General features: G+C 45.8%; 21 protein-coding genes. 14 read left to right on the top strand and 7 right to left on the bottom strand.

The window, feature by feature from the left end:
• From LZG74_RS17285 to LZG74_RS17250, 8 genes are all read left to right on the top strand, one after another.
• Entirely contained in the window at positions 1-1239 is a 1239-nt protein-coding gene (locus tag LZG74_RS17285) for a thiamine phosphate synthase (RefSeq protein WP_233797784.1), read from the top strand.
• Positions 1233-2000 carry a thiazole synthase gene (locus LZG74_RS17280; protein WP_233797783.1) on the top strand — a complete coding sequence of 256 codons (768 nt, stop codon included), beginning with the start codon at positions 1233-1235 and terminating at the stop codon, positions 1998-2000. The genes LZG74_RS17285 and LZG74_RS17280 overlap by 7 nt, the downstream gene beginning before the upstream one ends.
• Positions 1990-3102 carry a 2-iminoacetate synthase ThiH gene (gene thiH, locus LZG74_RS17275; protein ID WP_233797782.1) on the top strand — a complete coding sequence of 371 codons (1113 nt, stop codon included), beginning with the start codon at positions 1990-1992 and terminating at the stop codon, positions 3100-3102. Before LZG74_RS17280 ends, thiH begins: the two co-directional genes overlap by 11 nt.
• A 13-nt stretch (positions 3103-3115) precedes the next feature.
• On the top strand, positions 3116-4186 hold the full coding sequence (moeB, locus tag LZG74_RS17270; protein WP_233797781.1) for a HesA/MoeB/ThiF family protein: 1071 nt from the start codon (positions 3116-3118) through the stop codon (positions 4184-4186).
• 104 nt (positions 4187-4290) lie between these two features.
• Positions 4291-5430: an ATP-binding protein gene (locus LZG74_RS17265; protein WP_233797780.1), complete on the top strand. Its 1140-nt coding sequence runs from the start codon at positions 4291-4293 to the stop codon at positions 5428-5430.
• Between the two features lie 28 nt (positions 5431-5458).
• Positions 5459-7162, top strand: coding sequence for a GH39 family glycosyl hydrolase (locus tag LZG74_RS17260; protein WP_233797779.1), 1704 nt, complete (start codon positions 5459-5461; stop codon positions 7160-7162).
• Positions 7163-7267: 105 nt separating this feature from the next.
• Positions 7268-8149 (top strand): sulfite exporter TauE/SafE family protein, encoded by an 882-nt coding sequence (locus tag LZG74_RS17255; protein ID WP_233797778.1) that lies wholly within the window; start codon positions 7268-7270, stop codon positions 8147-8149.
• Between the two features lie 96 nt (positions 8150-8245).
• Positions 8246-8716, top strand: coding sequence for an NADH-quinone oxidoreductase subunit A (locus tag LZG74_RS17250; RefSeq protein ID WP_233797777.1), 471 nt, complete (start codon positions 8246-8248; stop codon positions 8714-8716).
• Positions 8717-8734: 18 nt separating this feature from the next.
• Here LZG74_RS17250 and LZG74_RS17245 read toward each other — a convergent pair whose 3' ends face one another.
• From LZG74_RS17245 to LZG74_RS17235, 3 genes are all read right to left on the bottom strand, one after another.
• Entirely contained in the window at positions 8735-9190 is a 456-nt protein-coding gene (locus tag LZG74_RS17245) for a hypothetical protein (protein WP_233797776.1), read from the bottom strand.
• 64 nt (positions 9191-9254) lie between these two features.
• Positions 9255-9710, bottom strand: a complete 456-nt coding sequence (locus tag LZG74_RS17240) for a hypothetical protein (protein ID WP_233797775.1) — start codon at positions 9708-9710, stop codon at positions 9255-9257.
• A 5-nt stretch (positions 9711-9715) separates the two neighbouring features.
• Entirely contained in the window at positions 9716-10963 is a 1248-nt protein-coding gene (locus LZG74_RS17235; RefSeq protein ID WP_233797774.1) for a Spi family protease inhibitor, read from the bottom strand.
• Positions 10964-11202: 239 nt separating this feature from the next.
• Here LZG74_RS17235 and LZG74_RS17230 point away from each other — a divergent pair, with 239 nt between their 5' ends.
• Positions 11203-11556 (top strand): helix-turn-helix domain-containing protein, encoded by a 354-nt coding sequence (locus tag LZG74_RS17230; protein WP_233797773.1) that lies wholly within the window; start codon positions 11203-11205, stop codon positions 11554-11556.
• On the opposite strand, the gene LZG74_RS17225 is transcribed toward LZG74_RS17230, so the two are convergent.
• Positions 11550-12302: a hypothetical protein gene (locus LZG74_RS17225; protein ID WP_233797772.1), complete on the bottom strand. Its 753-nt coding sequence runs from the start codon at positions 12300-12302 to the stop codon at positions 11550-11552. The two genes, LZG74_RS17230 and LZG74_RS17225, sit on opposite strands and share 7 nt — an antisense overlap.
• A 134-nt stretch (positions 12303-12436) precedes the next feature.
• On the opposite strand from LZG74_RS17225, the gene nuoB reads away from it, so the two are divergent.
• The 5 genes from nuoB to carB all read left to right on the top strand — a co-directional run bounded on the left by nuoB (position 12437) and on the right by carB (position 20214).
• Complete coding sequence (gene nuoB, locus LZG74_RS17220; RefSeq protein ID WP_026629955.1) at positions 12437-12961, top strand: NADH-quinone oxidoreductase subunit NuoB; 525 nt, start codon at positions 12437-12439, stop codon at positions 12959-12961.
• A gap of 13 nt (positions 12962-12974) precedes the next feature.
• Positions 12975-13517 carry an NADH-quinone oxidoreductase subunit C gene (locus LZG74_RS17215; protein ID WP_233797771.1) on the top strand — a complete coding sequence of 181 codons (543 nt, stop codon included), beginning with the start codon at positions 12975-12977 and terminating at the stop codon, positions 13515-13517.
• A gap of 27 nt (positions 13518-13544) precedes the next feature.
• Positions 13545-15227, top strand: coding sequence for a hypothetical protein (locus LZG74_RS17210; protein ID WP_233797770.1), 1683 nt, complete (start codon positions 13545-13547; stop codon positions 15225-15227).
• A gap of 104 nt (positions 15228-15331) precedes the next feature.
• Complete coding sequence (locus tag LZG74_RS17205; protein ID WP_233797769.1) at positions 15332-17173, top strand: hypothetical protein; 1842 nt, start codon at positions 15332-15334, stop codon at positions 17171-17173.
• Between the two features lie 197 nt (positions 17174-17370).
• A complete protein-coding gene (gene carB / locus LZG74_RS17200) occupies positions 17371-20214 on the top strand; it encodes a carbamoyl-phosphate synthase large subunit (RefSeq protein ID WP_233797768.1) in 2844 nt (947 codons plus the stop codon).
• 118 nt (positions 20215-20332) lie between these two features.
• On the opposite strand, the gene LZG74_RS17195 is transcribed toward carB, so the two are convergent.
• The 3 genes from LZG74_RS17195 to LZG74_RS17185 form a co-directional block, all read right to left on the bottom strand.
• The gene (locus tag LZG74_RS17195; RefSeq protein WP_233797767.1) at positions 20333-21487 is read right to left on the bottom strand and encodes a hypothetical protein; all 1155 of its coding nucleotides are present in this window, start codon (positions 21485-21487) and stop codon (positions 20333-20335) included.
• Positions 21488-21749: 262 nt separating this feature from the next.
• Positions 21750-21998 carry a DUF4834 family protein gene (locus LZG74_RS17190; protein ID WP_233797766.1) on the bottom strand — a complete coding sequence of 83 codons (249 nt, stop codon included), beginning with the start codon at positions 21996-21998 and terminating at the stop codon, positions 21750-21752.
• Between the two features lie 111 nt (positions 21999-22109).
• On the bottom strand, positions 22110-23456 hold the full coding sequence (locus LZG74_RS17185; RefSeq protein WP_233797765.1) for an NAD(P)/FAD-dependent oxidoreductase: 1347 nt from the start codon (positions 23454-23456) through the stop codon (positions 22110-22112).
• Positions 23457-23466: the final 10 nt, after the last annotated feature.

Raw genomic sequence — 23466 nt, 5'->3', positions numbered from 1 at the left:
ATGGAACTGATCGCAATATCTCATCCAGATTTCATCCCGAATGAAGCCGAACGGATTAACGCGCTTTTTCGGGATGGCTTGCAGCGCCTGCACCTGCGAAAACCTGTGTGTAATGTGCTCGATTTGAACCGATTGATTGGTGAGATTAATCCAGTGTTTTATTCTAAAATAGCCCTGCACTCGCATCACGAAGTCGCGGCGCAATATGGAATTACCAGGCTTCATTTCCCGGAAAAATTGCGAAAAAAAACGCCGGAATTTATGTTAGAAAAACTGAAAAACGGAGGTTTTAAGCTTAGCACTTCTGTTCACAATATTGATGAGCTGGCTGATCTTTCTGACAATTTCGAATACACATTTTTCGGTCCAGTGTTCGACAGCATTTCTAAAAAAGGCTATTCAACGATCATCAGTAAGGATTTTTATTTAAATAATGAACAGAAAACGGTGAAAGTAATCGCGATCGGAGGCATTGATCATTCCAACATAAGCCAAATTCAAAAAATGAACTTTGACGGCGCTGCCTTACTAGGTGCAATCTGGCATGCTCCCAATTTCAAATTTTCAAACATTGCCGGAGGCCTAAGCCCCCGGCAAATGAGATCAGAATTGCAGCACATTGACAAGCTGCAATTTATTTCTAATCAGACACAGGAGTCTAGCCATTTGGAAAGCATTAGCCTTGCTTTGGAAGCCGGCTGCCGATGGATCCAGTTGCGTGTAAAGAATGAGCCGGAAAACCTCGTTTTGGAAATGGCCCAAGCCGCCAAAGCACTGTGCAACACTTATGGTGCCAAACTGATTATCAACGACTTTCCAAACATTGCAAAAGCTGTTTCTGCTCACGGTCTGCACCTTGGATTGAACGATATGCCCATTCCCGAAGCTAGGAAAATCGTAGGTGACAACATGATCATCGGCGGCACAGCCAACACATTCGAAGACATTCTTTTACGGATTAAAGAAGGAGCGGATTGCATTGGGTTAGGCCCATTCCGATTTACCAAAACCAAACAAAACCTCAGCCCAACCCTGGGCCTGGAAGGTTATCGCGACTTGATGCAAAGGCTCGCGAACGAGAAAAAGGAAATCCCAATCATTGCTATCGGCGGCATCCTGCCCGATGACATTCCAACATTGCTAAGCACCGGTATACACGGTGTCGCCATGTCTTCCGCATTGATTCAGTCAAAAGTACCAAGAGAAACGGTCCAAAAACTTGAAGAAATATTATGTTAAAAATCGCAGATAAAACATTTGAATCGCGGCTTTTTACCGGGACTGGGAAGTTCAGTTCTGCCGCGTTGATGGAAGAAGCTTTGCTGGCTTCGGGCTCGGAACTGGTGACCGTTGCGTTGCGGCGGATAGATGTGCATGATGCGCAGGATGATATGCTTTTGCATTTGAAACATCCGCACATTCATTTGCTGCCCAACACTTCCGGCGTCAGAACGGCAAAAGAGGCAGTTTTTGCGGCGCAGCTTGCCCGGGAAGCATTGGAAACCAACTGGCTCAAACTGGAAATCCACCCCGACCCAAAATATCTCCTCCCCGATCCGATTGAAACGCTAAAAGCAGCGGAGGAACTGGCAAAGCTCGGGTTCGTAATCCTGCCCTACATTCATGCAGATCCGGTTTTGTGCAAAAGATTGGAGGAAGCTGGCGTGGCCGCCGTAATGCCTTTGGGTTCTCCCATTGGCAGTAATAAGGGTTTGAAAACCATTGATTTCCTGGAAATTATTATTGAGCAGAGCAATGTTCCCGTCATTGTAGACGCTGGGATTGGCTCACCTTCGGATGCTGCGAAAGCGATGGAAATTGGTGCGGATGCGGTTTTGGTCAACACAGCGATTGCGGTTGCTGGCGATCCCGTGGCGATGGCGGAGGCATTTAAGATGGGGGTGATCGCAGGGCGTATGGCATTTGAGGCGCTATTGGGAAATCAAGAAAATTTTGCCGTGGCTAGCAGCCCGTTAACCGCATTCTTGGATGAGCTTTAAGGACAAATTCGAGGCCTATGACTGGGAGGAGGTTATGGTCAGCATTTATTCCAAAACGGCACAGGATGTCCGAAATGCACTTTTGGCCCAAAAACGAACATTGGAGGATTTCAAAGCACTCATCTCCCCTGCAGCATCCCATTTCCTTGAACCCATGGCCCAGCTCAGCTGCAAACTGACCCAAAAGCGGTTTGGTAAAACCCTGCAAATGTACATTCCGCTGTATTTATCAAATGAATGCACCAATATTTGCACCTATTGCGGGTTTAGTCTGGACAACAAAGTGCGGCGAAAAACGCTTTCTAAGGAAGAGATATTGCGCGAGGTGAATGTGATCAAATCCCTGGGTTATGACCATGTTTTGCTCGTAACCGGTGAAGCAAACCAAACCGTGCACACGGCTTATTTCAAGGAAGTGATTGAGTTGATACGGCCTTATTTTTCACAAATATCCATGGAAGTCCAGCCACTGGAAACCGCGGAATATGAGGAATTGATCGCATTAGGGCTGTATTCGGTGCTGATTTACCAGGAAACTTACCACAAGGAAGATTACAAAAAGCATCATCCAAAAGGGAAAAAGTCAAATTTCAATTACCGGCTCGAAACGCCCGACCGGCTTGGACAGGCAGGCATTCATAAAATGGGTTTGGGCGTCTTAATCGGCCTGGAAGATTGGCGGACGGACAGTTTTTTTACAGCCGCCCACCTCCAATATCTCGAACGAACCTATTGGCAAACGCGTTATAGTTTATCATTTCCCCGGCTGCGGCCATTTTCCGGTGGGCTCGAACCAAAGGTAGAAATGACAGACCGGGAACTTGTACAGCTGATTTGTGCGTATCGGATCATGAATGAGGAAGTTGAAATTTCACTTTCAACGCGCGAATCTGAGCAGTTTCGCGATCATTGCATTCAGCTGGGCGTGACTTCAATCAGTGCAGGGTCCAAAACCAATCCGGGCGGATATGCCGTTGAACCTGAGTCGCTTGAACAGTTTGAAATTTCAGACGAGCGCTCGCCGGCGCAGATTGCAGCAATGATCCGGGAAAGGGGTTATGAGCCGGTTTGGAAGGATTGGGACGCGGTTTTTGTGCCATAGAAATTTAAATACAATGTTTGAAAAGGAAGAAAGGAAGCGTTATAGTCGGCAGATCATCATGCCGGAAATCGGCCTGGCTGGGCAGGAAAAGCTGAAACAGGCCAGAGTGCTTATTGTTGGCGCGGGTGGTTTGGGTTGCCCGGTGCTGCAATATCTGGTGGCGGCTGGTGTCGGTAACATTGGCATCGTCGATGATGACGTGGTGGATTTGAGCAACTTGCATCGCCAGATTTTGTACTCTGCCGCAGATGTAGGCAAAAGCAAAGTCACTACCGCCGTCCAAAAGCTCAAAGCATTGAATCCCTTTGTGCAGCTTACGCCTTATGCCGTTCGCTTACAGGAAGATAACGCAGCCCAGCTCATTGCCAATTACGACCTCATCATCGACGGCTCCGACAATTTTCCAACCCGCTATCTGGTCAACGATATCTGCGTGGCATTAGATAAACCCTTCGTTCTCGGTTCCATCCTGCGTTTCGAGGGACAAGTGTCTGTCTTTAATTACAAAGGCGGCCCCACATACCGCTGCCTTTTTCCCGACGCCGAAGAAGGCGACAACTGTGCCGAAGCCGGCGTTATCGGCATTTTGCCCGGAATTATCGGAAGTTACATGGCCAACGAAGCCATTAAAATTACTTGTGAAATTGGAGAACCGCTATCAGGTAAACTGCTTATCATCAATACATTAACCAACACCACCAATATTTTTACTTTCACAAGGTCCAGTAACATCCCAGCATCCGCCTCCAAATCAACCCAAACATACTCAGCAAAGGCCGACATAGCAAAAGCAGACCCAAAATCTGACCTCAAAGAGCTAACCTTTGCAGAATTCGAACGCATTGAAGCCTCCTACCCCGGCCAGATCCACCTTGTCGACGTCCGCGAATACAACGAATTCGAAGCCGATAACTTCGGCGGCATTAACATTCCCTTATCCGAAATCCCAGACATTCTCCCCACATTACCGCCAAACAAAACCATTGTTTTCTACTGCCAAACCGGAAAAAGAAGCGCGCAGGCTGCAAAATTGCTGGCGCAGAGTGGATTTGACGGGGCGAGTTTTTGGGCTGGGAATTGGTAAGTTGTTATCTTAATCAATACTTTCCGTATCAATTTTGTTAATTCATTGAATTAACTCAACAGATTTAGCTAAATTCGTTGAGTTCATTCAACGAATTGGTAATTATGTATTACTCTAGACACATTTTTTCCGCTATTCAGGAGAAGCTGAAATCTAATAAGGTTCTGATTCTGACCGGCGCACGCAGAGTTGGTAAGACCGTTCTTTTAAACCAACTTATATCTGATTTTAATGGAAAATCATTGTTCATGAATGGTGAGGATCTTGATGTGATCGGGCTTTTGGCCGATCGGCGTGTTGCATCCTTTCAGCGATGGGCTGGAAATCTGGATCTGCTAGTCGTGGATGAAGCGCAGGTTGTTCCGGAAATAGGGAAATCACTAAAACTGCTCATCGACTCTTTTCCTAATCTTACCATTCTTGCCAGTGGTTCATCTGCCTTTGAACTCTCTAACCAAACGGGCGAACCATTGGTTGGCAGACAAATAAACTTTCAGCTTTTCCCTTTGGCTCATTTGGAATTGGCACAAAAGGAGAATTTCCTCGAAACACGCCAGAACCTTGAAAATCGTCTGATTTTCGGCAGCTATCCAGATGTCGTGCAACTTCCCACCGCCGAAGAGCAAACCGATTATCTTAAAGGTTTGGTAAACGCCTATTTATTGAAGGACATTTTGATGTTTGAACAAGTGCGTTACTCGCACAAAATGTTACAGTTGCTCCAACTGGTTGCCTATCAGGTTGGCCAGGAAGTTTCATTTGAAGAACTTTCCAAAGCTTTGCAGATTGATCGTAATACGGTCGAGAGATATCTTGATTTGTTTTCAAAGGTGTTCATCATTTTCCGCGTTGGCGGTTACAGCAAAAACCTCAGAAAGGAAGTTACAAAATCTTCCAAGTGGTATTTTTTTGACAATGGGATCAGGAACGGACTCATCAATAATTTTGCCCCTATATCACAACGCCAGGATATAGGCGCGCTTTGGGAAAATTATCTGGCTTCTGAACGCGTAAAATACAACACTTACACGCGCACTTTTCCTTACACTTATTTCTGGCGGACCTATGACCAGCAGGAACTCGATTGGCTCGAACTTAAAAATGAACAGCTTAGTGCATACGAATTTAAATGGAATGACAGTAAAGTAAAGTTTCCCAAGGCTTTCGTTGAAGCGTACCCGGATGCCAAAACCAACTGGATTAACCGGGACAATTACACTGACTTCCTAACCGGCGTCATTTAACAACAAATCCACCTTTATCAAGACTTTCATGATCATCAAAAATATGCTGCGGTGGATTTTGTCAGGCTTTGCTCTTCTTGTTTTCAGCAAACATTGCTCTGCCCAAAAAATCAAACAAAAACCCGTCGCCATCGAAATCAACCTCGCTGTCGAAAAGGGCCCGGCGAAGCCGATTTGGGCTTGGTTTGGATATGATGAGCCGAATTATACTTATATGAAGGATGGGAAGAAATTGCTAACGGAGATTTCGCAGTTGAGCAAGGTGCCGGTTTATGTTCGGGCGCATAGTATGTTTGTAACGGGTGATGGCGTGGCGGCGTTGAAGTGGGGCTCGACGAATGTTTATACTGAGGACAAAAAGGGAAATCCGGTTTATGACTGGACCATTGTTGACAAAATCTTTGATACTTATATAGAAAGAGGTATGAAACCGATCGCGCAGATTGGCTTCATGCCCGAAGCATTATCGTCCAAACCACAGCCTTACCGCCATCATTGGAAGCCGGGCGATGATTATAACGACATTTACACAGGCTGGGCTTATCCACCCAACAACTATGAAAAATTTGCGGAGCTGGTGTTCCAATGGGTGAAACATTCGGTGAAGCGATATGGCCAGGCCGAAGTTGAATCCTGGTATTGGGAGCTTTGGAACGAGCCCAACATCAGTTACTGGAAAGGTACGACGGAAGAATACATTAAACTTTACGATTATTCCGCCGACGCCGTGAAGCGTGCATTACCAACTGCAAAAATAGGCGGACCGGAAGTTACGGGCCCAAACTGGGATGTATCTGCCAAGTTTTTCAGGACTTTTCTGGATCATGTCGTGAGCGGCAAAAATTATGTAACAGGCAAAACTGGCTCGCCGCTCGACTTCATCACCTTTCACGCAAAAGGCAATCCCAAAGTCGTGGACGGCATTGTGCGCATGGATATGGGCACGCAGCTGCGCGACATTGACAAAGGTTTCGAGATCGTGGCCTCCTACCCAAGCCTGAAAAATCTGCCGATCATCATCGGTGAATCCGATCCCGAAGGCTGTGCGGCTTGCTCGGAAGATCTGCATCCCCAAAACGCTTACCGGAACGGCACCATGTATTCGAGTTACACGGCTGCCTCATTTGCCAGAAAGCATGAACTGGCTGATGCGCATGGCGTGAATCTGCTGGGTGCGGTGACGTGGGCCTTTGAATTTGAAGACCAGCCCTGGTTCCGCGGTTTCCGGGATCTGGCGACGAATGGTGTTGATAAGCCTGTTTTGAATGTGTTCAGAATGTTTGGGATGATGGACGGAAACCGTGTGGAGGTGAAGCAAAATTTGGCTTACAATTTTGAAAAACTAAGAAAGGAAAGCGTTCGAGGCGAGCGGGATATCAATGCTTTCGCAACCAAAAATGACCGTGAAGCTGCCGTTATGGTCTGGAATTATCATGACGACAACAAGATCGTCGAAGCTTCTCCGGTAAGTGTGCAGCTCAATGGTGTGAAGGCAAAACGCGTTCAGGTGCAGCATTACCGCATTGATCAGGAGCACAGCAATGCGTATGAAGTCTGGAAAAAAATGGGATCACCGCAAAAGCCGACGTCAGAGCAGATCGCAACATTGGAACACGCCGGTCAGTTACAAACATTGACTTCACCACAATGGGTTAATGTTGAGAACGAGCGAATTAAGCTTGATTTCGATTTATCCGCCCAAGGCGTTTCACTTTTAAAGATTATCTGGTAAACCAAAAAACGGATCAAATTTTAATAATCTATTAATTACGTAGATTAAATAGTTTTACTACTTTTGTAACTTCCTGTTCAACGGCGATTCCAAAATCCAACAGTAATGCTTACAAAAGTGCTCTCACTTAAACTGCCCACAATATCCAACTGGTACATTGTTCCCGCGGGCATCGTGGTCATATTATCTGCGCTATTTATTTTCAACGGCTCATTTTCGATCAGCGAAGAGAATGTTAGTGCGTTTATTGGAAGCGATTTTGCATTGTATCTGTTGGTAGGTCTGGCCGCACAGCTTGTGGATGGCGCTTTGGGCATGGCTTATGGGGTTACATCCACATCTTTTTTGCTAAGCCTGGGCGTTCCGCCGGCGATCAGCAGCACGAGCGTGCACGTGGCAGAAATGTTTACGACCGGTGCTTCCGCGATCTCGCATTTTCGTTACAAAAATATCAATAAGAAACTCTTCAAAAGTCTGCTGATCCCCGGCGTGCTAGGCGCGGTTACAGGTGCTTATCTGCTCTCAGACGTGATTGATGGCGATTTAGTTAAACCTTACATTGCGGCTTACATGCTTATTTTGGGCCTGATCATCATCAGGAAAGCATTGCAAAAGAATCTGGTTAAAAATAAAACCAAGAAAATAGGCATCCTGGCAGCAGCAGGTGGTTTCCTGGATTCCATCGGCGGCGGCGGCTGGGGACCGATCGTTACTTCAACATTGCTTGGCCAGGGCCGCGATCCACGCTACACCATTGGTTCTGTAAATGCTGCTGAATTTGTAATTGCATTTGCCAGCGGTGTTACATTTCTCATTTTCACGGGAGTTAGCAGCTGGCAAGTTGTTTCGGGCCTTATTATCGGCGGCGTTATTGCTGCTCCCTTTGGTGCAATGCTCGTTGGAAAAATAAAGCGCAAACCTTTGATGCTGATTATCGGAGCGCTGGTAATCGGGCTGAGCGTAAGAACAATCTGGCTAAGTCTTTAAGCTACAAGCCTCTTCTTTGCCACTTCAAACGTTTTAAAGCCTGAATTTACGTCAAAAGCCTAAAATCAGTAGCTTTGTAAAAACGAGTCCCGGACTATGATCTCTGATTTTGGCTACATCCTACTCTTCATCATTGCAGCAATCGCCTTGCTGGGCTTAATGCTTACCATTGCCAAATTTTTGCGACCGCACCGGCCGAATGAGGAAAAGCTGACCACCTATGAATCAGGTGAAGATCCATTGGGAAATGCCAACATTCAGTTCAATGTGCGTTTTTATGTGATTGCATTGATCTTTGTCTTATTTGAAGTTGAGCTGCTTTTCCTGTTTCCCTGGGCGATTGTTTTCGGAAATGAAGACCTCATCACCCAAACCAACGGACAATGGGGCTGGTTCGCCCTCGCCGAAATGACCGTCTTCATAGGCATCCTCATCCTAGGCCTCGCCTACGCCTGGGGCAAAGGCTACCTCGACTGGGTAAGGCCAAAACCACAAATTCCTGTGATTGACTCGCCTGTTCCGGCGGATCTGTATATCCGGGTGAATGCGAAGTATCAGAAAAAATAATCCTTTTTGGGTCTTAACTCACCAAACCTCTTTATAAAAATACTTCACCGTATCAGCCGCTGCTCCTAGCTCCGGTAGATAGGCGGATGCTTCTAGAATTGTTGGTTGTGATGTTGTTCTGTGCAGTTTATAAAAGCGTTTAAGGCCATAACGATAACTTATTGATACAGTCATATCCTTCGTTTTTGCGATCGGTGCGGGATTGATACGCCAAACTTCTGTTCCAGTGAGGGTGTCATCTCGAAAAGTATTTTCAATATGACCATCATTGGATATTATTACCAACTTTTCGGAAAAGCCAATTTGACTTCCTAGAAGTGTTCTTGATGGAGTTACTATCTTTTCGAGCTGCCAAGTTCCAAGCAGAAACATGGTTATCGGGCCACCAGCAGTCCAGCCATCGTGACGTCCACAACGACCGGCCAGCAGGATTAAACTAGCTAATATCACGAAAGGCACAAGTAACTTCTTCATATTTTACTTTTTAAAATTGGCTATGTTGACATTACATAAGCTTCTTAACTGGCGTTGTTATAAACTACTGCACTTCTTTATAGAAGAATTTGACGGTATCAGCGTTCCCGCCCAGCTCTGGCAAATACGCCGATGCTTCAAGAAGGGTCGGTTGGCCGGTTTGTTTCCTGATTTTATATGATCGTTTGAGACCGCTGCCCCGGTAGGTAACAATCACTGTCATTGTTTTGGTTTTAGAAACAGTTCCCGGCACACGCGACCATATGTGCTTGGCGAAAAGGGTGTCGTTTCGGTAAACCCGTTCAACCTCATCATCAATTTCATGTCCGCTTTCCAGGACTTCCTTGTATCCAATTTGCGCACTATCAAATGATTTTGTCGGTGTTACAATCAGTTCCAAAGCCCATTTTCCAATCAAATTTACCTCGATCGGTACGCCTCCGAACATCCCGGTGTCACGTTCACAGCTAACCGTAGTCAGCATAGTTAGGATGGCTAAAAGTCTTGCTAGCTTTATCATGTGCTTTAAGGTCTAATACCGGTTATGATATGCAAATTGCCGTTATAATTTTCGCCCTTAGGATTGTATTGCCCAAAAGCGTAGTAGTCGTTCCACTTCCCGTCCCAGCCCCAGTTCATCCGCAGGTAAGTATATGACCACTCCTTGCATTGTTTTGTTGCGCAGTCAAATTCACTATACTGATTTTCTTGATATCCCTCACAAACCCAAATGTGATACTTTTCAAAGCAACTCAGACATGTAGAGCCCCAGAAAAGTACCGGATGAGCACCGCCTAGCTCGCTTTTTATAATTGAGTAATTATAGGCTTCACTGCCGGAGCCACCACTTGAAAACCCAAAGCTTTTCAATCCACTCTTTACATCTGCAGGCCATGTGAATGTGTTGCAGGTTCCCATATAATTATAGCTTGCTTTTGCTTTGTCTCCCATCGTTTTCATGAGCGAGCCCAGACTGTGTTGCCCGGCAGTAGTTGCAATGCAGATCCCCTCAGAGACGCGTGGACGTAAGAGATCAGGATGATAATATTCTTCCAACTGTGCCATTGCCACAGGCCCGCACCCGGCGAGTCTTCTCCCACAGTCATCACAGTCTCCTGCAGTACTCAGTTTAGTAGTTGATAATGCAGTTTGTCCCCAAACCGTTGTCATCAAAGGGCCAATGATTGTGCTTTTATTCTTACATTGATACTGGCCCCATTGATACCATTCAATACAATTGGTGTCAGTCACCCTAAATTTTCTAGTAAGAAATTTCTCCCATTCTTGAAGGACAATAGGATGCGGTGGGGATTTGTCGGCTTTGGCTCTTTTGATTTTCGTTGTAGCAGTTTCTAACCAGAGCTGGATGCCGTTTGGAATGTTGTGCGGGTCGATTTCAGACTTGTCTGAAAAAGCCAGAATGGGCATTACCCGCAAATCTGCTGATACAACTGTGAATCCTCTTGCTTTCTTGAAAATATAGAGAAGCGGAGTGCCGTCTGTGGAATCCCTGATGGTTACCTGATCCACAATTTCATTTCTTTCACCTCCTATTCTGGCGGAGGAATCCGTGGTCGCGCCGGTTACAGCGGCGTTTGCGGCAGAGGCAACCTCAGACGCTTCAATTAGGGAGACCTGCAAAGAATCAGACCTGGCCTCTTTTAACGATTCCGATTTTCTGATCGGCTCATCGCGATGGCATTTTAAAAATACAAGCGCGATGATTAATAGCAATAGCGCAGTCTCAGCTGCTTGATAGTGTGTCTTTATCATATAAAAGCATGTGTTAAATCCCACCCTCCCGCCGCACTATTTCGAACGACTTTGGATGGTTTGCAAAATTGCTTTGTAATGATACTTCAATCCAACAAGCTGTGCTTATAAGTCAATAGCTAATGCTTATAAAATATAACCGGTGCTTATAATTGAATTTTGGGCTTGGTTGAAATGGAAAAAATATTGATTTTGCGCACCGAATGGCTTGCGTGCTTAAATACTTTCAACACACTATTATGAACATATTTGCGAATAACCTGCTCACCAAACGTGAGGAAAAACGGCTTACACAAGCGTATATGGCGTTTCTCAGCGGGATGTCACAACCTAATTACTCGGACATTGAAAGAGGCAAAACACGCCCGTCGATCGACCAGCTCAAAAAGTTTTCTGAGATTTTAGAAGTGTCTGTCGATGAGCTGATTTCAGATGTAAAAGCCAAGAAAAACCCTTGGGATGCCGATGTTACGGAGAATCCCAAGGGAAAACAATCTGCCCTGATCCGGGCCATTGAGGAAAAAGACAGCTATATAAAAATTCTGGAAAGGCAGCTGGATGACTTACGCAAAAAAGATATGGGATGTCAGTGATGTTTTCCCATTCCATTCCACATTTTCGCATCCTTTTTCGGGAAAAACACCAGACCCAGTTGCAGATAAACCTGGTTAAGTTTCAGGGACGACAAATCGCTGATCGTTACGTCCTCTCCTTTCCATTTTCTACGTCCCAGCAAGGGTAGATGATACGATGCTTTTCCGCTCAGATATACCTGATCATGCCATTTGGGTAGCACATTCATTTTATAATCGGCCCCGATACCCGCATGGAAGTTGATATTCCCTGTCCGGAGCCTTACAGGTTGATACGATTGCGGATTTTGCGTTACCTGGCCAATAGTTGCGGTCTGGTTGCTTTTGATTTTCAGTTGGTACAACATCAGGTCAAAACCGATGGGAACCAGCACATTCCAGCGACGGTTGTTGACCAATTTCGGCCCTCCGTCTGTTCCGATCCCGATGCCGTTGAGATATGCTTTTCTTAGGTCCTTATCCGTTGTATAATTGGTGCTGTTCATGATAATAATCCGGCCTTCTGTAAACCAGCGCTGGGATTCGGTCCGCTTGGCGAGGACGATTGAGCCCATGAAGGAAGTGAAAGGCTTAATCTGCAATCTGTCAAGCTGTTCGCGCATGGTTTTGTTATTGGGAAGCAATCCGAATTCGGCATAAATGGCCATGCCGCTCTTGAACATCCGCACGGTGCTGTCGGTTTGGGCCTGCACATTAGTGAAAATAGACATAGCCAGAATGGCGCTGAAAAGTAATTTGTTTTTCATAGAGTTGTGTTGTTGAATGGCTTCCAGATGAAAGCTTGAAACAGATTTTTGCTAAATATGGTTACTTTTGTATACATTGATGTAGCTTAACAAGCAATATCTGTACCACTGGATTTTTAGGAGCACAATATAGGATGAGTGATAAAATAAAAACAGGAGACGGAGGCATTATTCTTACAAATGCAGAGGATCTGATGAATTGGGCGAGACTGTCGTCTCTCTGGCCGATGGGGTTCGGGATTGCTTGCTGTGCTATTGAAATGATGGCTGCATATGCTTCAAACTACGATCTGGAACGTTTTGGTATACTACCCCGCCCTTCCCCGCGCCAGTCGGATGTGATGATCGTGGCGGGAACTGTGACATTTAAAATGGCAGACCGGATCAGGAGATTGTATGAACAAATGCCCGAACCGCGCTACGTTATTTCGATGGGCAGCTGTTCAAATTGTGGCGGGCCTTATTGGGAACATGGTTATCACGTTGTAAAGGGTGTCGACAGAATAATACCGGTGGATGTATACGTTCCTGGCTGTCCGCCGAGACCCGAGGCCCTGATCGGTGGTTTTATGAAGTTGCAGGAAAAAATCAGAGGCGAACACCCGCTCGCTCCGGAGCTCTTCTTGGAAATGGAAGCAACTGAAACCGCAACTGTCTAATTAATTGATTACAATGACTTTTCAGGAAATTTCGGAGCTGGTAATTACTACTTTTTCGGATAAAAATTTCGAAACGGACACGAAAGGGCCGCAGCCTGTTTTGATTGTTCCTGTGACGGATATCTACGGCATCTGTGATTTTTTATATCGGGACAGCCGCTTGTATTTTGATTTTCTGGCTTGTGTTACCGCGATAGACAATGGCTTGGCTGCTGGCACGATGGAGCTGATCTATAACCTCACATCCATTCCATACGGGCATGATCTGATGCTGAAAACAGTTTTTGCAAGAAGTGCGGAGGGCGCTCCCCTGCCCGTTGTCTCTTCCGTAGCAAGCATTTGGCGTACAGCTGATTGGCACGAAAGAGAAGCATATGATCTGATGGGCATTCATTTTGAAGGACACCCCGATCTGCGCAGGATCCTGTTGCCTGAGGATTGGAATGGTCACCCTTTGAGAAAAGATTATAAGGTCCAGGATCGTTACCATGGCATTTATGTGCGTTATGAAGATGGCGTTTCTGAGCAACTCCCCGAGAATGAGGACAGGGCTTAATGTTTTAAATTGATAAATTCCTAATGTATGGGCATGCGCTTCATCGGTCTGGCGATTATTTTTTCAGGCTTTTTTACATTCTCTTCTGCTTCCACTGATTCCCTAATCGTTAAGGGGCGCATATTAAACCTGAATGGCAGACTATACCGCCAAGCTCCTGTCATCACCTTTTCAAGAAACAACATTTTACAACCACAGTCCGAGCTTAGCAAGCAGACGCCACTCGAAGCGGACGGAAGTTTCAGGGTGTCGCTCCCTATCCTGTTTCCGCAAGAAGAATTTTATCTGGATTACGGTGGAAAAGCTTTTACAACATTTCTGGGCTCACCGGGCACTGTGGAGATCACGTTTGACGGCGATTCGATTGCTATGGCTTCAAAGCTATTTTATTTTGCAGGCGTAAATGCGGATGCGAACAATCAGTACGCTCAATACTTGGCTGCTGAAAACAAGCTTCTGGCAGCGAACAGTTACTTAGGCGCCAATTTTTTCAAAAATTTCTGGCAAAACAGTGCTTCCGGCGCCCGCGAGATCGCACAGCAACGCGCTGCCCTGCGACTTTCCGCCGTGAAACAAGCCGCAGCCAACACGGTGCCTTCTCCTACATTATCCCAATGGGCTAAATCGATCACGGACGAAGAACAGTTGCAAATCCTGTACGAACATGCATTGAGCAACCAAACAGATGTGAGTAAGGTGCTGCTCGACAGCCTCAAACGCCTATCGGAGCCGCCGCTGACTGCGCAGCGCGTGATCTGGGCTAATCGCTTCGGTAACTATGCCGACCTGAAAGTGGAGGAACGGAAATACACAAATCCAAGCAAAACAAATTCACTGCCCGTTCGCCTTATGGCTACATTGATAAAAGACAATGCGGCGAACCTGACTCCCACGGAAAGGCAGCGCCTGAATGACATTAATGCAAATGGCCTGGCAGAGAAAACTGACCTGGATTTTTTGAATAAACTCTTTGCAAAAAATGAAACGGTGCTAAACATTCTTTTCAACTACGAGCGCGAGAGCCGTATTTATGCGGATCTGTTTGACAGCACAGCGACTGAATTTCTCAAAATCCGGTATCTGGCTAAAAACCTTTTCAAATTTACCTACCGACAACAACTACAACTGAACAGGCACATTCAGTCAAGGAGCAGCCTGCCTGTATTTCGTGAATCGCTGGATGAAATCGTACGTCTGGAAGTAAAAGATAGCGCTGATATCCGCAAAATTGTAGAATATAAGAATGTAAAAACCGACCCGACCGAAGCATTACCGGGCTATTTTCTGGCAGCTTCCAATGACCGTGGAACAAGCTGGTTTAATCGCGTTCTTGATCAATACAAAGGCAAAACGGTGTATCTCGTAAAATGGAACCTGGACGACGCTAAAAGCCGCGAAGAACTCGACTATATTCCTGCATTAAAGGCGAACGTGCCGGAAGATGTCGTGTTCCTTTTCCTGCATTTATCAGGTGATGAAGTCGTTCCTGCTGATGCATTGCTGAGACAATACATTGTGCGGCACAAGCTTAAAGGCACACATTTATTCATGGACGCTAACCAGATGATGGACCTGCTTTTCCGCCTCAACCCACTGGACCCAGGCACTTTTTCACTAATCCGGCCCAATGGTAAGTTTGCATCCAGGAACGCCTCGGCACCCAGCGCCACCGACAAGACGATCAAAGCCATATTGGATGCCGGGAAGTAGCGGCCTCTTTTTTCATATCAATTTTGAAACCGGTTTACAACGCCATATATATCTATCATTCGTACCTTATCGTTTAGTCTGTTGATTTGGAATTGAAAGTACACATGTTTAGATATGTCCTGTTTTTTTTGCTGTTATCCACCTATGCGTCGGCGCAAAAAAACCCCGATAGCCTGGAAGTGTACAGCAGAGACAGCCTTCGATATACCAACCTGAAAGTACGGATGTCGAAAACCAAGTTTTCGCGTGCGGTTTACAGGCTTTTGTTCAGGGATGTGTATAACCAGGGGCAGGTGACGGAGGTGAAGGAAATTGAAACCAACCCGTTTACGCCTTACGAAGGGATGGTGATCCGGAAAATCTACATCCGGCAACTCGACATCCTCGGTGAATCGGTTTATGACACCTTGCGAGAAGGGAAAAGGCTCGAAAAATTTCTCAGTAAAAATCTGCACACCAATACGCGGGAAGGCATCATAAGGCGTTCTTTTCTGCTGTTTTCCGAGGGGGACGACATTAAAGCACAGATCCTGAAAGATAATGAGCGTCTGCTGCGGACTAACAAAACAATTACCGATGCGCGTATCATTGTTGTGCCCAGGAAGGACGTAACCTGGATGGCAGACGTGGTCGTGCTGATTCAGGATTCGTGGTCGCTCAATTTCAGGGGCGGTTTCAGCTCTTTTAATAAATTCAATGTTGGCGTCGAGGATATCAATGTACGGGGAACGACGCATTCACAGCTCACGCGGGTCCGATGGGACGGAAATGATGACCTGGGCAAAAAATTTCAGTTCCGCACGATTTATACGGTTCCTTACATTAGTAAAACCTTCATAACCGGACAAGCGAGCTTCATTTATGAGAGGGACCTTGAAGAAAGATCGATCCGGTTTTTTCGTAGGTTTTTGACCAACGAAACAAAATACGCGGGCGCGGTGGAAGCCGGTCAAATGATGGTCAGGCAGATAAAAAGAAATCCAAACGATACCGAAGAACCTATCATATTCCCCACCAGATTCAATTATTACGATATCTGGTTGGGTCGCTCATTCAAGTTTCCGTTTCCAGCCAGCCGGTTGGCCGAGAATTCCAGGATCGTAATTGCTGCCAGACACAACAAATATCATTATACAGAGCGCCCGGAGGTTTCACCCTATATCAATAAAGTATACTGGAACAAAAGCGCAACATTGCTCAGCTTGGGTTATTCCAACCGAAATTACAAGCGAGACGTCCTGATCTACGGTTTCGGACGGACGGAGGACGTTCCGGTAGGTAACCTGTTTGCGCTCACCGCGGGACGTGAGGACACCGAATTTGGCGCCAGAGGGTATGCGGGCCTGCAATATGCACGCGGGAAATATCTGCCGCACAACCTCGGTTATATGTACGGATTGATCAACATTGGTTCCTACATTAAAGAAGCCAAAGCGCAGCAAGGCGTCATCAGCGCGCAGCTCAACTACATCAGTAACCTTATCCCGTTCAGATACAGCTTTTTCCGGCAATTCTTAACCGGCCGTTACACCCGGGGTGTGAACCGCGATCCGCTTGATTATCTGAACATTAGCGGGGATCAGGGCATCAGGGGCATTAACAGTGAACAACTAATCGGGACGACGCGGCTGACGCTGGGTACGGAAACCGTGTTCTTTTCAGATAAAAGTTTACTTGGCTTTCGTATTGCCTACTTCGTTTTCGCAGATATCGGCTTGGTCAATGGCGCCGAGTCGATCTGGAAAAGTCCGCTTTATCAGGGTTACGGGCTTGGTTTGCGACTAAGAAATGAAAACCTGACGTTTAATACCGTCCAGTTCCGGATCGGTTACTATCCGAATATTCCGGGAAATACTTCGGTGTTCCGTTTAGGCGCTAATGGCAATGTTCCGCTGAGATTGAGGGATTTTGACATCTCTGCGCCTTCAATTGCGCCACTCCAATAATTGCATTTAACTGATAATTAGTTTGTTAAATATCTTGCGGTAAAAAATAACAGTAATTTCCGCTAACCTTCCCTTCTTTTTCGGATATGTGAATTAACTTTGTGGAATTTTTGGACGTACCCCTGCTGAGATTAACAGGAAATGTTGCCAAAAGTTGCTAAAAAAGTTTTCCTCATTTCTACAAATTACCAATTACTGTGCCCAAAAATACGAATATCAATTCCGTTCTAATTATCGGTTCAGGTCCAATTATCATCGGTCAGGCATGCGAGTTTGACTACGCCGGCTCTCAGGCCGCCCGTTCACTTCGCGAAGAAGGGATAGAAGTTGTATTAATCAACTCTAACCCTGCGACGATCATGACTGACCCGATTAGCGCAGATCATGTCTATCTGCTTCCATTGGAAAAGAAGTATATCGTTGAAATTCTTGAAAAACACAAAGCGATGGGTAAGCCTATCGATGCGGTGCTCCCTACTATGGGCGGGCAAACTGCATTGAACCTGGCCATCGACTGTGATAAAGCAGGTGTTTGGAAAAAATATGATGTTGAAATCATTGGGGTTGACATCAAGGCCATTGAAACGACGGAGGATAGAGAAAAATTCAGGCTGAAAATGCTTGAACTTAATGTGAATGTCTGCAAAGGACGCACAGCACGGTCGTTTTTGGAAGGAAAAGAAATTGCGCAGGAAATCGGTTTCCCGCTGGTTATCCGGCCTTCATATACATTAGGAGGCACAGGAGGCGGATTTGTGAACTCGGAAGCTGAGTTTGACAAAGCATTAAACAACGGCTTGCACGCATCGCCGGTTCATGAAGTTTTGGTAGAACAGAGCGCAATGGGCTGGAAAGAATACGAGCTGGAACTGCTTCGCGACAGCAAAGGAAACTTTATCATCATTTGCTCGATTGAGAACTTTGACCCGATGGGGGTTCATACAGGCGACAGCATTACGGTTGCGCCGGCGATGACGCTTCCGGATACATTGTATCAGCAAATGCGTGACCTGGCTATCAAGATGATGGACGGGATCGGTAAGTTTGCAGGCGGATGTAATGTTCAGTTTTCCGTAAATCCTGCGGATGACCAGATTATTGCGATTGAAATTAACCCGCGTGTTTCGCGCTCGTCTGCACTGGCATCGAAAGCGACCGGCTACCCTATCGCAAAAATCGCTGCTAAAATGGCGATCGGTTATAACCTGGATGAACTGATCAACCCGATCACAGGAAGCACATCTGCATTCTTCGAACCATCTATCGACTACGTGATCGTGAAAGTGCCGCGTTGGAATTTTGATAAATTCGTTGGCGCAGACCGCTCACTGGGACTACAAATGAAGTCCGTTGGAGAGGCCATGGGAATCGGCCGGAATTTCCAGGAAGCATTGCAGAAAGCTTGTCAGTCACTGGAAATCAGAAGAAATGGTTTGGGAGCAGATGGTCGCGAGCTGCGTGATCAGGAAGCGATCAAGCACAGCCTGGCGCACCCGAGCTGGGACCGTCTTTTCCATATTTATGATGCTTTCAAGATCGGTTTGTCATTCAAAACGATTCAGAACCTTACTAAGATCGATTCCTGGTTCCTGCGTCAGATCGAAGAGTTGATCGAGCTGGAACATGAGATAGAAAAATTTGATCTCAATGACCTTCCAAAGGAGCTTTTGCTTACGGCCAAACAAAAAGGCTACGCGGACCGCCAGATTGCTCATTTGATCGGAACCAAGGAAAGCAAGGTTTACGATCGGCGGAAAGAGCTCGGAATCAAGCGTGTATACAAGTGCGTTGATACTTGTGCAGCTGAATTCGAAGCCAAAACGCCTTACTACTACTCTACTTTCAATACATCTCAGGAATATCCGGACAACGAATCTGTGGTAAGCGACCGCAAGAAAGTGGTTGTTTTGGGTTCAGGCCCGAACCGGATCGGACAGGGAATTGAGTTCGATTATTCCTGTGTGCACGGAGTTCTTGCTGCGAAAGAGGAAGGTTACGAGACCATTATGATCAACTGTAACCCGGAAACGGTTTCGACAGATCCGGATATCGCTGATAAACTTTACTTTGAGCCGGTTTTCTGGGAACATGTTTTCGACATTATTGAGCATGAAAAACCGGAAGGTGTCATTGTTCAGCTCGGCGGACAAACTGCCCTCAAAATGGCAGAAAAGCTTGAAAAATACGGCATTAAGATCATCGGAACCAGTTATCAGTCACTCGACTGGGCCGAAGATCGCGGACGTTTTTCACCGCTTCTGGAAGAGCTCGGGATTCCTTTTCCAAAATTCGGAACCGTAAGGACATCAGACGCTGCCGTAGAATTGTCACGCACGCTGGGCTTCCCGCTGCTGGTTCGTCCGAGCTACGTTTTGGGTGGACAGAGCATGAAAATTGTGATCAATGAGAAAGAACTGGAGCAGCATGTGGTGAAGATCCTGCATGACATTCCGGACAACAATATTTTGCTTGACCACTTCCTGGAAGGTGCATTGGAAGCAGAAGCAGATGCGATCTGTGACGGCGAAGATGCCTACATTATCGGGGTTATGGAGCACATTGAGCCAGCGGGTATCCACTCCGGAGACTCGCATGCTGCACTTCCGCCATTCGATCTTACCGAAGATGAGATTCGTCAGATCGAGGAGCATACGCGCAAAATTGCGCTGGCGATGAATGTGATCGGATTGATCAACGTGCAGTTTGCGGTGAAAAACGGCATTGTTTACGTGATTGAAGCAAATCCAAGAGCATCCCGCACGGTTCCATTTATTTGCAAGGCCTACAAAGAGCCTTATGTGAATTATGCAACGAAGCTGATGCTGGGCACGAAAAAATTGAAGGACTTTACATTCAATCCGGTGAAAAAAGGCTGGGCGATCAAAATCCCCGTGTTCTCCTTCAACAAATTCCCGAATGTGAATAAAGAACTCGGCCCGGAAATGAAGTCGACGGGTGAAGCGATTTATTTCATTGACGATTTGCAGGATGATTTCTTCCAAAAGATTTACAGCGAGCGCAATTTATATTTGAGCCGCTAGGGTTTTAGGGTGTTTCATTCAATTTGAAACACCCTCTTTTTATATACCAAATGCCACGAAGGATTTAAATAATCAACGATTACTCTGAGCAGACTTCCTGAGGAAAACAAGTTTAAAGCTACTGCTTTACGATCAAACGCCCGCTAAAATTGCCCCCTACCATGATTAAGGTCTCACCCTCTGAATTACTTATATTATAAGCTTGTACGTTAACAACATCTCCCTGTTCCAGTAGAACATCTGTAGAAATCGTATTGAAACTCGAGGTCGGGCTCCAAATAACATCGGTTTCTATCACAGAAGTATTTCCATTTCTAGTAAGTTTGATGTCCAAACCTGTTTTGAACGAACAACCGGATGGACACTCCCAACCCACTCGAACATCAAAATGATATATACCCTTTTCTGGCGCTGTAAACGAGCTATGTGGCGATTGGGATGAATTCTTGTAGTCACCGGTAAAATCGTAAACCTCTATGGCGAAAGGCACTTTTACACTACTTTGTACTGCAACGTTTTGACTTCCGTTACCCAGGATGTCAACTGCCTTAAAAGCAACATTTCCTGCAACATTCTCCCAAGTTGCGTTTCCATTTTCGTCGGAAGTAAACACCTTACCTTTTCCGGGAGACTGCCCTGGCCCAGCAATTTTAACAGGTCCGCTCACTTCCAGCGCTTTTCCGTTAGTGTTTGCAGCGGATGCAGAAACACCGGTACCAGTTGACGAAGTGTAGCCAGTAACACCAGATCCAGAACCATCGCTTCTCCCAAAGATTCCGTCGCCTGTAAGCGTTTGGCCTTTTACACCGACGGAACTTTCACTTTCCCCTGTTATAGCCGAGCCGACAGAGATCCCACCTGTGTTGTTGATATGGAACAATGAGCTGATACTGCTTCCACTCTGCGAAAATGGAAGCGTCAGACTCCCACCTTCACTAATCAAGCTCCAACTTGGGCTCTCAGATGTGCCTGCATTGAAATAAAAACCTGCTTTACCAAGTGCAACATTCGTATTGTAAACCAGCAAAGCCGTTGCTGGATTTGGGATGGTAGAGTTATCGGATACGGATTGCAAAGAAACCCTGGGAATTAATAATCCCTTATTAACACCAACAATGTCTAAAACAGCACTGGGGTCAGGTTGGGTTGTGTTGATTCCTACGCCTTGGGAAAAAACATTTGTAGTTTCAACAAAGAGCCCAATACAGAAGATAATTGCAAATGCGAATGGATAGGATTGTCGTCTGGCTGATTGTAGAATAGATAGTTGCATATAAATGACAAGTTTAAATTATATCACCCAATATCAGCGACCCACATGAATTGAACTAGGATCCTTGAATTACCGGTTGTATTGAGTTATTTGTAGGTAAATGTCCAAACTCATAAACCTTATGTATTTTAGCTTTATAGACTTTTTTTTGGAAAATTTCTGGGGAAAAAATCTTCATCTAAATACTCAATTCTTGAAGATATAAAAAGCAAAAGCCGGCACAAATGTGCCGGCTTTTGATTTTATATATTATAAAAAAAATTTACTTCACTTCTTCATAGTCTACATATTCACCACCGCGAAAACGGGATGATGGATTTGCGTCGGGGGGCGTGTTATCCACTTTCACACCCGCATTCGCACGCTGGCGTTGCTGCTGGGCCTTGTATTGCCTTTCCTGTTCTTTAATAAGCTGGCGGCCTACAAGCAAGTGGAAAATAAACCTCCTGAAAAACGGGACAAAAGCAATCAGAAGTAAGAATATGAGGATTATATTGAATAGCAGTTTCATTTTTCAAATTTTGTTACATTAATATATAACGTAAAGCTGGCATAAATAGCACACGAATATAACGAAAACCTAATGAATGATCCAATCCCTCATGGGAAAGGCCATATGAAATTATGAGTGGCTATGCTGTGCTTCCTGTTTAACTGCTTCTTCGTTCTTCTCGTTTTTGTTTGATATCTGCTCAATGGTCTTGGGTTTCAGGATAAGACGCAATGACTGGTCATAAGTTGCATAATTCCAAACCCAGTTGATTAATATCAGCAAACGGTTTTTCACACCGACAATGGAAATCAAATGCACGAACATCCAGGTCAGCCAGGCAAGGAACCCCTGGAATTTGATAAAAGGCAGATCTACAACTGCCCTGTTACGCCCGACTGTGGCCATCGAGCCCAGATCTTTGTATTTGAAAGGAACCGCTTTTTTCCCGTCCATCACACGCCACACATTTTTGGCAAGCGCCTTACCCTGCTGAATCGCCGGCTGTGCCAACTGCGGATGCCCGTTTTCCCATTCACCTTCCTGCATAGCAGCGACGTCACCCAAAGCAAACACATTGTCATAACCTTCAACGCGGTTGTACTGATCCACTTTAATGCGGCCACCGCGCACGATTACTTCCGGATTTAAGCCATTCAAAGGATTGGCCTTGATTCCTGCCGCCCAAACGAGATTATCTGCCCTGATGCGCATTCCTTGTTTGGTAGTCACATATTTTCCGTCAAAGCCTGTTACAACTTGCTCAGTATGAATGTGAACACCCATTTTTTCAAGATACTCGCGTGACCTTTGAGACGATTCGTCCGACATAGCGCCCAGCAATTCTTTGGAACCTTCGAGCAAGTGGATTTCCATGGACTTGAAATCCATTTCAGGATAATCTTTTGGCAGAATAAAATGCTTCATTTCAGCCAGCGTTCCCGACAATTCCACGCCGGTGGGCCCTCCGCCTACTACAACCACGCTCATGAGCCCCGCGCGCTGCTCGTCAGAATCCACTGACAATGCGTCTTCAAAGTTTTGTAAGATTCTGTTTCTTAATGCCAAAGCCTCGGAAACCGTTTTCATAGGAATGGCGCGTTCCTCGATTTCTTTCATTCCAAAATAATTGGTGATAGCACCCGTTGCAATAACCAGATAATCATAGGTAATCTCACCCAACCCCGTCATGATGGACTTTCGGTCGGTGTTTACACTCTGCACCTCGGTGATGCGGATATGTACGTTTTTTTTGGATTGAAAGATTTTCCGGAGCGGAAAGGAAATGGAGCTGGGTTCAAGGCCAGCCATAGCCACCTGGTAAAAGAGCGGCTGAAACTGGTGATAATTATTGCGGTCGATCAGCACAACCTGGAGGTCTTCGCGCTTAGCGATTTCTCTTGCCAATGCAAGCCCGCCAAAGCCCGCGCCTACGATTACTACCCGCTTGTATTGTGTATATGGAATATTTGGTAACATGGTCTGGTCG

The sequence above is a fragment of the Dyadobacter sp. CY327 genome (genome assembly GCF_021390415.1).
Lineage (GTDB): Bacteria > Bacteroidota > Bacteroidia > Cytophagales > Spirosomataceae > Dyadobacter > Dyadobacter chenhuakuii.
Note: the sequence above shows the minus strand (reverse complement) of the source record. Positions and strands in the feature narration are given on the sequence as shown.

Coding starts and splice junctions, on each gene's coding strand:
- LZG74_RS17260 (WP_233797779.1), top strand. CDS start 5,459: ATGATCATCAAAAATATGCTGCGGTGGATTTTGTCAGGCTTTGCTCTT.
- LZG74_RS17285 (WP_233797784.1), top strand. CDS start 1: ATGGAACTGATCGCAATATCTCATCCAGATTTCATCCCGAATGAAGCC.
- LZG74_RS17185 (WP_233797765.1), bottom strand. CDS start 23,456: ATGTTACCAAATATTCCATATACACAATACAAGCGGGTAGTAATCGTA.
- moeB (WP_233797781.1), top strand. CDS start 3,116: ATGTTTGAAAAGGAAGAAAGGAAGCGTTATAGTCGGCAGATCATCATG.
- LZG74_RS17190 (WP_233797766.1), bottom strand. CDS start 21,998: ATGAAACTGCTATTCAATATAATCCTCATATTCTTACTTCTGATTGCT.
- LZG74_RS17205 (WP_233797769.1), top strand. CDS start 15,332: ATGTTTAGATATGTCCTGTTTTTTTTGCTGTTATCCACCTATGCGTCG.
- thiH (WP_233797782.1), top strand. CDS start 1,990: ATGAGCTTTAAGGACAAATTCGAGGCCTATGACTGGGAGGAGGTTATG.
- LZG74_RS17195 (WP_233797767.1), bottom strand. CDS start 21,487: ATGCAACTATCTATTCTACAATCAGCCAGACGACAATCCTATCCATTC.
- LZG74_RS17280 (WP_233797783.1), top strand. CDS start 1,233: ATGTTAAAAATCGCAGATAAAACATTTGAATCGCGGCTTTTTACCGGG.
- LZG74_RS17250 (WP_233797777.1), top strand. CDS start 8,246: ATGATCTCTGATTTTGGCTACATCCTACTCTTCATCATTGCAGCAATC.
- LZG74_RS17210 (WP_233797770.1), top strand. CDS start 13,545: ATGGGCATGCGCTTCATCGGTCTGGCGATTATTTTTTCAGGCTTTTTT.
- nuoB (WP_026629955.1), top strand. CDS start 12,437: ATGAGTGATAAAATAAAAACAGGAGACGGAGGCATTATTCTTACAAAT.
- LZG74_RS17225 (WP_233797772.1), bottom strand. CDS start 12,302: ATGAAAAACAAATTACTTTTCAGCGCCATTCTGGCTATGTCTATTTTC.
- LZG74_RS17255 (WP_233797778.1), top strand. CDS start 7,268: ATGCTTACAAAAGTGCTCTCACTTAAACTGCCCACAATATCCAACTGG.
- LZG74_RS17235 (WP_233797774.1), bottom strand. CDS start 10,963: ATGATAAAGACACACTATCAAGCAGCTGAGACTGCGCTATTGCTATTA.
- LZG74_RS17265 (WP_233797780.1), top strand. CDS start 4,291: ATGTATTACTCTAGACACATTTTTTCCGCTATTCAGGAGAAGCTGAAA.
- LZG74_RS17240 (WP_233797775.1), bottom strand. CDS start 9,710: ATGATAAAGCTAGCAAGACTTTTAGCCATCCTAACTATGCTGACTACG.
- LZG74_RS17245 (WP_233797776.1), bottom strand. CDS start 9,190: ATGAAGAAGTTACTTGTGCCTTTCGTGATATTAGCTAGTTTAATCCTG.
- LZG74_RS17230 (WP_233797773.1), top strand. CDS start 11,203: ATGAACATATTTGCGAATAACCTGCTCACCAAACGTGAGGAAAAACGG.
- LZG74_RS17215 (WP_233797771.1), top strand. CDS start 12,975: ATGACTTTTCAGGAAATTTCGGAGCTGGTAATTACTACTTTTTCGGAT.